The 14294-nt window shown below is 53.0% G+C and carries 8 protein-coding genes; 7 read left to right on the top strand and 1 reads right to left on the bottom strand.

Features of this window, described 5'->3' with window-relative positions; translation table 11 throughout:
- The first annotated feature begins 22 nt into the window (after positions 1-22).
- The 3 genes from der (at position 23) to CFLAV_RS15785 (ending at position 7976) form a co-directional block, all read left to right on the top strand.
- On the top strand, positions 23-1582 hold the full coding sequence (der, locus tag CFLAV_RS15795; RefSeq protein WP_007415772.1) for a ribosome biogenesis GTPase Der: 1560 nt from the start codon (positions 23-25) through the stop codon (positions 1580-1582).
- A gap of 289 nt (positions 1583-1871) precedes the next feature.
- Positions 1872-4979 carry a vitamin B12-dependent ribonucleotide reductase gene (locus CFLAV_RS15790; protein WP_007415771.1) on the top strand — a complete coding sequence of 1036 codons (3108 nt, stop codon included), beginning with the start codon at positions 1872-1874 and terminating at the stop codon, positions 4977-4979.
- A gap of 303 nt (positions 4980-5282) precedes the next feature.
- The gene (locus tag CFLAV_RS15785) at positions 5283-7976 is read left to right on the top strand and encodes a beta-glucosidase (protein WP_083808964.1); all 2694 of its coding nucleotides are present in this window, start codon (positions 5283-5285) and stop codon (positions 7974-7976) included.
- Positions 7977-8003: 27 nt separating this feature from the next.
- Here CFLAV_RS15785 and CFLAV_RS15780 read toward each other — a convergent pair whose 3' ends face one another.
- A complete protein-coding gene (locus CFLAV_RS15780; protein ID WP_007415769.1) occupies positions 8004-8951 on the bottom strand; it encodes a ribokinase in 948 nt (315 codons plus the stop codon).
- A gap of 133 nt (positions 8952-9084) precedes the next feature.
- Between CFLAV_RS15780 and CFLAV_RS15775 the strand changes: the two genes are divergently transcribed.
- The 4 genes from CFLAV_RS15775 to CFLAV_RS15760 all read left to right on the top strand — a co-directional run bounded on the left by CFLAV_RS15775 (position 9085) and on the right by CFLAV_RS15760 (position 14214).
- Complete coding sequence (locus CFLAV_RS15775; protein WP_007415768.1) at positions 9085-9768, top strand: LOG family protein; 684 nt, start codon at positions 9085-9087, stop codon at positions 9766-9768.
- A gap of 106 nt (positions 9769-9874) precedes the next feature.
- Entirely contained in the window at positions 9875-11137 is a 1263-nt protein-coding gene (locus CFLAV_RS15770; protein ID WP_007415767.1) for a M16 family metallopeptidase, read from the top strand.
- A gap of 11 nt (positions 11138-11148) precedes the next feature.
- Positions 11149-12585, top strand: coding sequence for an aminodeoxychorismate synthase component I (pabB, locus tag CFLAV_RS15765; RefSeq protein WP_007415766.1), 1437 nt, complete (start codon positions 11149-11151; stop codon positions 12583-12585).
- 45 nt (positions 12586-12630) lie between these two features.
- Positions 12631-14214: an ABC transporter permease subunit gene (locus CFLAV_RS15760; protein ID WP_007415765.1), complete on the top strand. Its 1584-nt coding sequence runs from the start codon at positions 12631-12633 to the stop codon at positions 14212-14214.
- Positions 14215-14294: the final 80 nt, after the last annotated feature.

Below are 14294 nucleotides of genomic sequence, written 5' to 3'. Positions count from 1 at the left end.
CATACTCATCCATCTTTATCTCATGTCAGGTTTGATAGCCATTGTGGGCCGGCCAAATGTCGGCAAGTCGGCGTTGTTCAATCGTATTGCGGGCCGACGCATCGCCATTGTGCACGATATGCCCGGTGTTACTCGTGATCGCGTAAGCGCCGAGGTCGAATGGGGTGGCCACGCCTTTACCCTTGTCGATACCGGCGGCATTGGGCTCCTCCGCCGCGAAAAAGCCGCTGACGTCATCACCAAGGCGGCTTTGGAGCAAGTTGATCTGGCCATTGAAGCTGCCCACGTCATCATCCTTGCCGCGAATGTTCAGGAAGGCATCGTCCCGCTAGACCAGGAGGTCGCTGATAAATTGCGCCGCTCCGGCAAACCAGTCCTAGTCGCCGCCAATAAGGTTGACACGCAAAAGGTTGAAGCTGCCGCCCTCGAATTCACAGAGCTCGGCTTTGATAAGGTTTTTCCCGTCAGTGCCATCCATGGTGAAGGCATTGTAGATCTGATGAATGCCGCCACTGCCCTGCTTCCACCCAGGGAAATCCTGGAGAAAGCGGAAGTCGATGAGGATGTCTTCGAAGGAACACCTGAAGTGGAGGGCAAGACAAAGAGCGAGCTGAAAGGTCCGCTCAAACTCGCCATCGTTGGCCGCCCCAATGTGGGCAAATCTTCCATCATCAATGCTCTTACCCAATCTGAACGCGTCATTGTCAGCCCTATTCCCGGCACAACGCGCGACGCTGTGGACGTTCCTTTTGAAGTTGAAGCCGACGGCATCCGCCAGTCCTATTTACTTATTGATACTGCCGGACTTCGCAAATCCCGCCGCGTTGATGACTCCGTTGAATTTTATAGTGTGAAGCGCACCGAGGATTCCATCGCGCGCGCAGATATTTGTGTTCTCGTTCTGGACGCTGAAGCAGGGATTACCGAGCAGGACAAAAAAGTGGCCGATAAAATCGTGGAAGAACGCAGGGCCTGCATCGTGGTGGTTAATAAATGGGACCTCGTGGAGGAGTCCGTCCGTGAGTCCCGCGAACAGGAGATCGAACGCCGCGATGCGAAAACCCGTGATCGTGACGAACGCAAAGTCCGCCGTCTCACCACGCTGGGAGAGTTCGGTCAATGGGTGCAGGAACATCTCTTCTTTCTGGATTACGCTCCCGTCATTTTTACCTCTGCAAAATCCGGGTTCCATCTCGACCGACTGCTCGAAGCCGTTCGCTACGTCGCTGACCAGCTTCAGCAGAAAGTTCCCACATCCATTTTAAATCGCGCCCTGAATGATGCCGTGGAAAATCGTCAGCCTATCAGTGCGGCGGGCCATCGCCTCAAGTTTTTCTACGCCACCCAGGTCAGGCAAGCACCCCCAACCTTCCTGCTATTCGTCAATCGCGACGAATTGTTTTCCGATCCTTATAGAAAATATTTGGCAGGGGAACTTCGCAAGGCATTTGGCTACGAAGGCTGCCCTATTATCCTCGTCCCCAAACCCCGCCCCAAAACCGTGGAACCGGTCCGGCGCTTCAAGAAACTCAGGGAAAATCCACAAAAAAGGCACCACGCAAGGGATCGTTCCCGAAGGTAGGAATTTCCGCTTCGTCAATCGAGCCGAACCACCCGAAACCGGGTCAAAAACTTTCAAAAAAGCCCATAAATAACGTTGTCGTAACATTTTTGGAAAAATTTCTTGTCCCTACAACAGGTAGTGGTAACTTTAAAGTATTCCCCTACGGAAAGGGGTTTCAAGCCGATACAAAAACGGCTAAAAACCTCGATTTTTAGGCCGGAATATGCAAGTTTCTCGGGTCATTGTCCGGATACAATGATTCGCTGTTCTTGGTCTCAGACATATACACTCGAAAGGCAAATAAACCATGATTGACGCTCGTGATCAATTGCTCCCGTCCTCCTCCTCGTCCGCTCGCCGCCGTCAAGCGGCTGTTTCCACCAGTCGCACCTCAAAAGGTACCTCCGGCACTCAAAAATCTTTACGCGTTCAGCGGGTTTTCAGTGATGCAAAAGTTAAACCCTTCGATCAAATCGAATGGGATAAACGGACGGCGGAAATTACCGACGATTCCGGCAAAGTAATTTTTAAGCAGGAGAATGTTGAAGTTCCCAAATCATGGTCAGTTTTAGCCACCAAAGTGGTTGTTTCCAAATATTTTTACGGCGAACAGCATACTCCCGAGCGCGAGACTTCTGTCCGCCAACTCATCCACCGCATCTGCCGCACCATTGCGGATTGGGGTGTCAAGGACGGCTACTTTAGCAAAACTGATGGTGAAGTTTTCTTTGATGAACTCACCTGGCTTTGCGTGAACCAATACGGTGCCTTCAACTCCCCGGTCTGGTTCAATGTCGGTTTGTACCACCAGTATGGCGTCGGCAAGAACTCGGGCCGCGGCAATTGGTTTTATAATCGCAAGACCGGTGAAGCTGAACGTGCCGTCACTCAATACGAATATCCCCAGGGCAGTGCCTGCTTTATTCAGTCCGTTGAGGACAACATGGAAGATATCATGCATCTCGCCTACAGCGAAGCGATGCTCTTCAAATACGGTTCCGGCACCGGCACTGATCTTTCACCGATTCGTTCGAGCCGTGAAAAGCTCAGCGGCGGCGGTCGTCCAAGCGGTCCCCTCTCCTTCCTGAAGGTCTACGATCAAGTCGCCAATGTGGTGAAGTCCGGCGGTAAAACCCGTCGCGCTGCCAAAATGAACACTCTGCGTGACTGGCATGGCGATATCGAAGAATTCATCGACGCCAAGCAGAAGGAAGAAAAGAAGGCTTGGGCGCTCATCGAGCAAGGTTTTGACGGTTCCTATAATGGCGAAGCCTACGGCAGCGTCATGTATCAGAACGAGAACCTCTCTGTTCGGGTTAGCGATGCCTTCATGACGGCCGCCGAGGCAGGCACCGAATGGTGGACGAAGTCAGTAACCGGCAACCGTCCTTTGGAAAAGAAGGATGCCAACAAGCTGATGCACAAAATCGCCGAAGGCACCTGGATTTGCGGCGACCCCGGCTTGCAATACGACGACGCCATCCAGAAGTGGCACACCTGCAAAGGAACCGAACCGATTCATTCTACAAATCCCTGTTCGGAATACGTGTTCCTGAATAACACCGCCTGTAATCTCGCCTCCTTGAACTTGATGAAGTTCAAACGCGAAGACGGCGTGTTTGATGTCGAACGCTTCAAAGCTGCTGTCCGGATCTATATCACTGCACAGGAAATCATCGTTGATAACGCCAGCTATCCAACCAAGCAAATCGCCGAAAATTCTCACATCTACCGCACCCTCGGTCTCGGCTACGCCAACCTCGGCTCGCTTATCATGAGCTACGGCCTGGCGTATGATTCTGATGGTGGTCGCGCACTGGCCGGTGCCATTACTGCCATTATGACGGGCCACGCTTACGAACAATCTGCTGAAGTCGCCACCTCCATGGGCGCTTTCAAAGGTTATCATGATGCTCGTTGTGCGCACGTCTCCAAGCCGATCGCCAGGGATAACGTCGAATCGATGCTCGGAGTCATTAAGCTCCATCGCGATGCTGTCGAACAAATTCAACCAAGCCGTGAATTCCACTACCTGAAGGAAGAAGCTCGCAAAACCTGGGACCGTGCGCTTGAGCGTGGACAGAAGGCTGGCTATCGCAATGCCCAGGTGACCGTGCTCGCGCCGACCGGCACCATTGCCTTCCTCATGGATTGCGATACCACCGGTGTCGAACCCGACATTGCCCTGGTAAAATACAAATTGCTGGCTGGCGGTGGTCTTCTCAAGCTCGTCAACCGCACTGTGCCTGAAGGGCTCCGTCGCCTCGGCTATGGCACTGAAGCCATTCAGAAAATTGTCGCCCACGTTGAAAAATACGACACCATTGAAGATGTTCAGGATAACGGCCAGGCTGTGAGCAGTGGTCTTCGCCCGGAACATCTCGAAGTATTCGATTGCGCGTTTAAGCCCTATCAGGGCAAGCGCAGCATCAAATACATGGCTCACTTGAAGATGATGGGCGCCGCCCAACCATTTATCAGTGGCGCCATCTCCAAGACTGTCAACCTGCCTCAGGAATGCACTGTTGAAGACATCCGCGATGCCTATGTGCAGGCTTGGAAGATGGGCCTGAAATGCGTTGCCATCTATCGTGACGGCTCCAAGCGTTCTCAACCGCTCAATACGAAAAAGAACAGCACCGAGCCAACTGCGGGTGAGAAGGCTGCCGCCGAAGCGGCCACGCTTTCCAATCGCATCCAGGAACTCGAAAGCGAGGTCAACAAGCTGCGGGAACAAGCGGTCCAGCCGCTCCGCCGCCGTTTGCCGGATACCCGCACTGCCCTCACCCACAAGTTCGACATTGCCGGCCATGAGGGTTACCTCACTGTTGGTCTCTTCGAAGATGGCCAACCGGGTGAACTGTTCATCACCATGGCCAAGGAAGGTTCCACCATCGGTGGCTTGATGGATAGCATCGGAACGCTCACCAGCATCGCTTTCCAATACGGCGTTCCGTTGGAAGCCTTGGTTCGCAAATTCGCACACCAACGTTTCGAACCCTCCGGCTTCACCAAAAATCCGGAAGTGCGCAATGCCTCCTCCATCACCGATTACGTCTTCCGCTGGATGGCCTTCCAGTTCATTCCCGGCTATCGCGAAGCGAACACCGCCACTCGCAACCAGCCGGAACTCGCCATCCCTGGGCTTCTGGAAGAGCTTAAAAAAAAGATAAATCGGCCAGTGCCTGAGCTTCCACTCTCGGAAGACACAGACATCCTGGATATGAAACCCGCCGAAACCAATGGCAATGGTCACGGTCACAAGCACGGAACCAAAGCGATCACCAGTCTCAGCGACTCCGTCGCCCACTTCCAGCAGGACGCCCCAACCTGTCCCAGTTGCGGCCACGTAGCCGTTCGCAATGGTGCCTGCTACAAGTGTCTCAACTGCGGCGAAAGCCTCGGCTGCTCCTAGTCCTTAATTTAAACCGCAAAGGCGCGACCAACTGGTCGCGCCTTTTTTGTTCTTTTCATCCCTCTTCATTCGCAAGCGAAGAACTTAATTACTGCGAGTGAGTTCGCAATCCTGAATAAGTTTAGTTTGCACTCGCCCAACTCAAACGCTTCTCTCAGAGTTCTAAACTCGGTTTGCATTTCCGGCAGAGAATTTGACAGAGATACTGCGGCGTCGTAATGTGCCGCTCCGCTCGCAATCTGTTCCGTGAGAATCGGAGAAGTTCATCCCTAACTGGCAAGCAACTATCAGAGGGAGAAACTAATGCACGTACCTTGTATTCGCCGTTTTGTAAGGATCGCCTGCTGGCTTGGGAGCACCTGGGCATTGACACAAGCGCTGTCAGCACAAACAACTCCGTGGATGGATACTTCCCTATCTCCAGACCAAAGAGCCAGCTTGCTCGTCGCCCAGATGACGCTGGATGAGAAAATTGGCATGGTCCACGGTGTGGATGGTCCTTACATCGGTAACGTGTCCGGCAACACCCGGCTTGGCATCCCTGCGCTCCATCTACAGAACGGTCCAGCCGGTGTTGGCGACGGGGCAATGAACGTAACCGCCCTTCCGGCACCGATTGCCTTGGCGGCGAGCTGGGATACAGGCCTCGCCCGGCAATATGGAGCAGTTATGGGCGCAGAGGCGCATGGCAAGGGCGTACATGTGTTGCTCGGGCCAATGATGAACCTTGCACGTGTACCACAAGGAGGACGAAGTTTTGAGTGCTTCGGTGAAGATCCATTCCTTTCTGCAGCCATTGCGGGCGCGGATGTCCGAGGCATTCAAAGTGAGGGCGTAATCGCCACGGCAAAACATTTCGTGGGTAATGAGCAGGAAACCGATCGCAGCACAGAAAGTTCGGACGTGGATGAGCGCACCCTGCAGGAGATTTATTGCGCGCCATTTCGCGCCTCCATACATTCGGGACTGGGTGCCGTAATGGGATCGTTTAACCAAATTAACGGCAATTACGTCTGTCAATCCCCGTTGCTAAAAGGCGTGCTCAAACAGCAGTGGGGTTTCGACGGTTTCGTTATGTCCGACTGGGGAGCGAGCTTTAGTCCGAATGCGGCGGCGATCAACGGATTGGATATGGAAATGGCATTAGGCACGCGGTTTGGCACTCCACTGAAGACCGCCATACAAACCGGCATTGTCCCCCTTTCACAGCTGGACAACATGGTTCATCGCATTCTCGCCGCCATGTTCCGCTTTGGTATCTTTGATAATCCAACGAGCGGCAATCTGGCTTCCGATGTGACCAGCGCCGCGCATACACAATTTGCGCACGATGCGGCTGCCCAGGCAATCGTGCTGCTAAAGAATACTGGATCTCTGCTGCCGCTAAATACAGCATCAATCCACTCCATCGCAATAATTGGATCGGCGGCGAGCGTCAACGTTCTCTCAGTCGGAGGTGGCTCAGCGCAAGTGTATCTGCCTTATTACAATCTTCCGTACGATGCAATTACCAACCGCGCCGGTCCCTCCATTACCACCAGTTACAGCGTGGGTGATGGCGGCCACATAGCTGAAGCCGTCCAACTTGCCCAACAATCTGATATCGCGATTGTTTGTGTTGGCGAACAGACTGGCGAGGGCACCGACCGATCCAGTCTCTCCCTCCCCGGCGATCAGGATGCCCTGATCAGCGCCGTGGCAGCAGCCAACCCGCGCACCATCGTAGTAATGTATGTTGGCGCTGGGACGCTCATGCCATGGGCCAGTCAAGTTCCCGCCGCACTGGCCGCATGGTATCCCGGTCAGGAAAACGGCAACGCGCTCGCATCGGTGCTTTTTGGAGACGTGAACCCGTCCGGCAAATTACCGGTGACCTTTCCCGCAAATGCCACCCAGGTGCCTGCCAACACAATCGCGCAGTTTCCCGGCACCAATGGTCATGTAAGCTATTCAGAAAAACTTCAGGTCGGCTATCGTTGGTATGATGCATCCAATGCGTCACCTCAATTTCCATTTGGACACGGTCTATCCTATACTACGTTTACGTACAGCAATTTAGCCATCAGTGCGGTGAATCCCTCGGGACAAGTAACGATCGGATTGGACGTACAGAACTTCGGCAATCGCAACGGGGCTGAAGTGGTTCAGCTCTATCTGGGATTCCCACCAGGTGCTGGCGAACCGCCACGTCAACTCAAGGCATTCAGGAAAGTGCCTGTATCATCCGGCGGATCCACTCACGTAAGCTTCACCCTGATTTGGGAGGATCTGGCCTGCTGGGATCCGATCGCGCATCAATGGGTGGTGCCTCCTGGCACTTTCCAGGTCATGGTTGGTGCCTCGTCCCGTGACATCCGGTTGGCGGGTTCATTTGCCATTTCGTCTCCGCCGCCTCCGAGCGGGGTGGCCAACATTGCTCTCCACCAGCCGATTACTGTGTCATCCATACTGGGCGCAAATTCCCCCGGCTCTGCTGCCGTTGACGGCGATCCAACAACTCAATGGTCGTCCCTGTCAGGCGGCCAACAATCGATGGCCGTGGATCTGGGAGCCGTAAGGGCTCTTGCCCGTGTTCGGTTAGGTTGGGGATCGAACTATGCTTCCAGCTATCAGATTCTTTCTTCCATCGATGCCACCCATTGGACCAACCTCTACAGCACCACCACTGGACCCGGAGGCTTGGAGGATATCCTCGTAAACGAGTCCGGGCGTTTCGTCCAAATCTCAGCGACACAAGGTTTCAACTCCCAGGGCTACTCATTGCAGGAGTTGGAAGTATATTCGCCTGAGCCGGCACTTTCCATCGCCACTTCTGGTACAAACACTGTCCTCATAAGGTGGCCTCTTTACTTAACTGGATTCGGGTTGCAGCAAAATTCCGATCTAAATTCACTGAGTTGGACATCGATCACTCAGACCCCAACCGTAATTGTCGGGATGAACGAGGTCGTCATGCCTGTGTCTCAAAATAGTAGTAAATTCTATCGACTTAAATAATCCTCGCACTTCAGTCTGATTAATCCGCTACTTGCAGAGCCGCCTCACTGTGCGAAAAGCCATTTCTGTTGCTCTCAGGCTTGGAATGGCTTCCTGTGCTCCTTGCTTTAAAGTTGCGAGAGCACCGACACAATTTGCACGCTGAATCGCACTGATTATTTCCGCTCCGCCTGCCGAATGAGCCGTAAATGCGCCAGCAAAGGCATCTCCCGCTCCAACGGTATCAACCGGTCTGACTTGCAGCGTTGGAATTTCTTCAAGTTCGTTCGCGTTTACATAGAGGGTGGCTTTCGCCCCGCGTGTAATGATCAGTTGCCCGACTGCACGTTTCAACAGCGCACGTCGCCATGTAGGAATGTTCCTGGCAATATTTTTAATGTTTAGCCGGAATATCGACTCCGCTTCTCCGGCATTCACAATCAAAGTCTCAATGTGATATTTGCCCCAGGGAAAACCTTCGCGCAGAGGTGATGGATTGAACACCACGGGAACACGGGCACGATTGGCAATGCGTACGGCTTCAACGACTGACTCCAGCGGAATTTCCTGCTGCAAAAGCAAAGCATTCGCGGATTGAATCCGCTGCTGTTGTGCTTTTATAGCCGCGCGCTTCAACTCTCCGTTGGCTCCTGCTGCGACAATGATCGTATTCTCTGCAGCTGAATCAACTGCGATGAGCGCCGTGCCAGTCAAAGACTTAAGCGTTGTTGAAATTCCCGTTACCTCGATTCCTTCTGCTGCCAGAGATTCGCAATACACCCTGCCCTCGTCGTCCTCTCCGACACAACCGATCAGGCTTACACTCGCGCCCTGTCGCGCAGCCGCCACGGCCTGGTTCGCACCTTTTCCACCAAATCGCTTGATCAATTCAGTTGCCGGAACCGTTTCGCCAGCAGATGGAAGCTGTTCGACCAACGCGATATAATCCACATTAAGTGATCCAACCACTACCACCTTTGCACCTGGTTTGCTCATTGGAATTCCTGGGTTGACCGCCTTTCAAAGGCCGTTCCTGTGTTACAGTTTTTTGGTGAAGATGAAGTTCATTTGCTTCGCATGCAACATTTTAGCTGCGACGACTCGCCATCATCCCTAATGTAGTAGTCTTATGGAAAACAGTACGACCCTTACCTTTATTAAGGAAGATCCGTGGCGCATCTTTCGCATCATGGCGGAGTTCGTGGATTCATTTGAAACCCTTTCTCAGGTGGGGCCGGGGGTAACCATATTTGGCTCTGCCCGAACGCCAGCCAGGAATCCTTATTATCAAGCCACGGTCACCCTGGCTCGGGGATTGGCCAAACACAACCTTGCTGTAATCACCGGTGGAGGCCCTGGCATCATGGCAGCCGCCAACCGAGGCGCATCCAGGGCTCATGGCAAATCCATTGGCCTCAACATCGAACTGCCCCTCGAACAAAAAGGTAATCTCTACACTAATATTCCCATCAATTTCCATTACTTCTTCGCACGCAAAGTTTGTTTCGTGAAGTACTCCCTCGGCTTCGTTTTCATGCCCGGAGGCTTTGGCACCCTCGACGAATTCTTTGAAGTGCTGACACTCGTACAAACCCGGCGCATTCCGCGCTTTCCTCTAATACTCTTTGGCAAGACCTATTGGACCGGGCTCATCAAGTGGATGCGAGCCACTTTGGATGCCGGCAAATTCATCAGCGAAGGCGATATGGAGCTCTTCCGGGTCACCGACGATCCCCAGGAGGCCATCGATGTCATTCTTGATTACAAAAATCAAGTCGGCCCACCCGAAGTCGTTCCCAGGGCATTTTCATAGTTTGGTCGAGGTGTTTATTATTTCAATCACTTGCAAATCCTGGCCGCACCATTGAATGTGATGGCCTGATAATTTGAAATTGGAAATTTGAGAATTGGCTTTAAAAATGTATCAAGTCACACAGCTAAAGAATGGTCTTACAGTAGTCACCGCCGAAATGCCCTATATGACCAGTGTCAGCCTGGGCCTGTGGGTAGGCGTCGGTGGGCGTTATGAACCGGCAGAACTAAACGGTGTTTGTCATTTCATCGAGCATCTGCTCTTCAAAGGCACCAAAAAACGCACCGCCCGGGATATTTCAGAGGATGTCGAGGGAATTGGCGGTTACATGAACGCGTTTACGAGTGAAGAAGTCACCTGCTATCATTCCAGGGCGCGTTACGATCATTTTGACGATTTGCTGGATGTCCTCGTCGATATGTTCCTCAATTCCAGGTTTGACCCTGAGGATATCAACAAGGAACGAGGCGTGATCAAGGAGGAGTTGGCCATGTATTTGGACCAACCGCAGCATCTCGTCCAGGAATTGCTCAACGAAACTCATTGGCCGGGTCAACCGTTGGGACGCCCGCTTACCGGCACCGAAAAAACTCTCGACGGACTTTCGCGCCCACTCGTTATTGATTATTTAAAACGCAATTACGTCGCGAATCGCACCGTTATAGCTGCAGCGGGGCGGCTTAAGCACAAGCAGATCGTTAAAGCCGTCTCACGAATCGCTCCACGCTTTCCCCAAGGCCCGCATCCCAAATTTGTTCCGGTCATCGAAGACCAGCAGGCCCCGCGCATCCGGCTGCACACCAAGGAAACCGAGCAGACACAGATTGCGCTCGGCATCAGCACCTGCTCCCGTCATGACCCTCGACGCCATGCTTTGCGCCTCCTCAACACTATTCTTGGAGAAAACATGAGTTCGCGCCTTTTCCAGGTTTTGCGCGAGGATCTCGGCCTTGCCTACTCCGTTTACAGTTCCCCCAGCTATTTCGAGGATACCGGCACCATCACCATCTCTGCGGGACTGGATCTTAAAAACCTGAATAAAGCTCTTAAACTCATTATCCACGAGCTGAAGCGATTGACTGACACTGCTCCCGGTCAGGCCGAGTTCCGCCGCGCCCGCGACTACATCATTGGCCAAATTGACCTCGGTCTCGAAAGCACCGATAATCGGATGATGTGGCTGGGAGAACAATTCCTGGGTTATGGCAAAATCATGTCACCTCAGGAAATGAAACGTCGTGTCAGCCAGGTCACACCAGCGGAAGTCCGTGCCGTTGCCCGCGAGTTCTTACGTCCGGAGCACCTGAACCTGGCCTTGGTAAGTCCGTTGAAGAATGACAAGGCGCTTCACAAATTGCTGAGCATGTAATTTCCAGTTAAATGCGTCCACTCATCCATGAAATAACCACCGCGCATACGCCGGAGTCGCTTGTTGAGCAACTCCAGGGCGAGCCCGGGATTGTGCTGCTGCGGAGCGCATTGTTTGATTCGACTCAAGCGCGTTACTCGTTCATTGCAGCAAGACCTTTTCTGACTGTTCGCTCGTTCGGCTCTCGTTGTGAATTGATCTTCGCTGGAGCAACCCACGTGCAATTCGGCAATCCGTGGCATGTTCTCGATGGTCTCATGGCCCGCTATGAACTTCTGGATGAAGTAGACTTGCCATTTCCGCTCGGCGGCTGCTTTGGCTATTGGGGTTATGACCTGAAAAACTTTGTTGAACCAAAGCTTCCCCGTCGTGCAGTGAATGAACAGGAACTGCCGGATTGCCACGTGGGTTTCTACGATAGTCTCGTCGTTTTTGATCATCGATTGTCCAAGACATGGATTGTTTCCACCGGTCTGAAGCTCGACGGCTCCCGCCACGAAACTCAAGCTCGCAACCAACTGGAGTTCTGGCGACAACTGCTCACCAGCACGCCTTCCGAGCAAATTGGCAGCACTGCACAAGAATCAGCGGACCAGACCATTTCTTCCAATCTATCCCGTGCAGATTTCATTTCCCGCGTCCAGCGCGTCCGGGAATACATTCACGCTGGTGATATCTACCAGGTGAACCTCTCGCACCGTTTATCCGCCCCCTGCCCGTATTCCGGTTGGAAATTGTTCCAGCGACTGGCCGCGGTTTCACCGGCTCCATTTTCTGCCTATCTGGATTGCGATGATTTCCAAATTGCCTCTTCGTCACCTGAATTGTTTCTGCGTCTGAGTGGTTCGCACATCCTGACACGTCCCATCAAAGGCACGCGTCCGCGCTCTGCCGATCCCGACCAGGATGCGCGTCTGACCTACGAACTGCAAACCAGTCCCAAGGAGATGGCCGAGTTGGTCATGATTACCGACCTGTTGCGGAACGATCTTGGCCGCGTTTGTGAATACGGATCTGTGCGCGTCCCTGAACTGGTCCGCCTCGAACGCTATCCTCAGGTGCAACATCTCGTATCCACGGTGGAGGGTCGTCTTCGACCGGATGTGACGCATTTCGCTGCCTTTGCCTCATGCTTTCCAGGCGGGAGCATCACGGGCGCCCCAAAAATTCGCGCGATGGAAATCATTGATGAACTGGAACCAATCACCCGCGGTCCTTATACCGGTTCGATCGGTTATCTGGGCTTCAATCGAGAGAGCCAATTGAATATCGCCATCCGAACTGCCATTCGCAAAAATGATGTTGCCTGGTTCAATGTAGGCGCGGGCATTGTCGCAGATTCCAACCCGGCCGCCGAGTATGACGAAACCATCGCCAAAGCTCGCGGGTTCCTATCCGCGCTCGACTTGCAGGGCCAGGCAGAATTTTCTCCCCAAAGCGCCTCCTGATTTGCTACCTTCTGCGTGCCAGGTTGATGAGCGGTTCCCTTTAACATGACATTTTTGCCACTAGTCGAACGCGAACTACGTGTTGCATCGCGGCTGCGCAGCACGTATTGGATTCGCGCCATCGCAGCCGGGGCGTTGACCGTCGTCGCGATGGCCATGTTGGTATTCGGCGTATTGAGTTCATTTCATTCGCAGGTCGGGAAAGCCATGTTCCACACACTTTCGTACCTGACCATGTTGCTTTGCTTTATCGAAGGTGCACGCAGAACTGCGGATTGCCTTAGCTCCGAGCGACGTGAAGGAACGCTCGGCCTGCTGTTCTTGACCGATCTGCGTGGCTATGATGTGGTATTGGGAAAGCTCGCCGCGACTTCCCTCAATGCAATCTATTCCCTCCTCGCAGTCCTGCCCATCCTGGCGCTTTCACTGCTGATGGGCGGGGTGACACCGGTGGAATTTTGGCGCATGTCTCTCGCCCTGCTGAGCATCCTGTTTCTTTCCTTGTGCATCGGAATCTGGGCCTCGGCATATAACCGGGTAGAAAGACAAGCGCTTGGAACCACCCTGGTGTTTATAGTCATCCTGACAATAGGTCCCTTTTTAACTGGCCAACCCAGTCTCCATCCAGTCAGTCCCGCGTTTGCCTATAGAACCGCCTTTGATGCCGTTTTTAAATACGCTCCCTCCGGTTACTGGAATTCCATACTGATCATGCACGGGTTAAGCTGGGCTTTGCTCATCTGGGCATCGCTGGTTTTGCCTAATCGTTTTCAGAAAGATTTTTCCACCAGCTCTCTGTCAAGCTGGTGGAAACGTGCACTGCAAGGAAGGCGTGGCAAACCCGCGAAAAGAGCAGAACTTCGAACCCGCCTGTTAAACATAAATCCTGCGTTTTGGCTGGCTGCTCGCAACACAGGCCAGGGATTGGCCCTCTATCTCGTTGCACTTGCCATCATTCTATTACACGCCCTTTTCATCTGGGTCGGCAGTCTCAACTGGATGACCGCCTACGTGAGCTGCACTGTGGCCATCAACTTTTTGTTGAAGATGTGGGTCGCCGTCCAGTCGTGTCATTGTCTTGCCGAAGCCCGCCAGAATAATGCCCTCGAAATGCTTCTTTCAACCCCATTGACGGTTGATGAAATAATTCGCGGCCAGGTCCTTGCCTTGAAATGCTCTTTCCTCTTCCCCATTCTTTTGATCCTGGTAATTGAGATTGGAGGCCTGCTCCTCGGAATTGCCGTGGTTGACAATAATTTCCGCTTGGAATCCCTTGGTTTCTCGCTGTTCTTCGGTCTCGCATATCTTGCCATCTTCACTCTCGACATCTTCGCACTGTGTTGGAGCGGCATGTGGTTTGGTCTCTCCTCCAAAAACGAAACCACAGCCATTTTAAAGACCATCGGTTTCATTCTGCTGCTCCCGTTGATTTCCGTTATGTTCTGGTGTTTTGGAGTCGTGTTTTTCGTAGGCTGGCCCATTTTCTGGATTATTTACTCATCCCAGAAGCTCCGGTCTGAGTTTAGAAATCTGGCCACCCACCGTTACTTGGTCAAAACACCGGATACGGTTTTTTTACCGGCATTGGGCCAGCAATCTCCTCCGCCGTTGCCAACCCCTCAGCCTTAAGACAAAGTCCAAAAACAAAGCTTGCTAAAGCTCTTCTGGCAAAAAGAATAGTCATGTGCTCAGCCCTGTCGAATTCACAA

The sequence above is a fragment of the Pedosphaera parvula Ellin514 genome, from assembly GCF_000172555.1.
Lineage (GTDB): Bacteria > Verrucomicrobiota > Verrucomicrobiia > Limisphaerales > Pedosphaeraceae > Pedosphaera.
The sequence above is the reverse complement of the archived record's forward strand: the minus strand, read 5'-3'. Positions and strand labels throughout refer to the sequence as shown.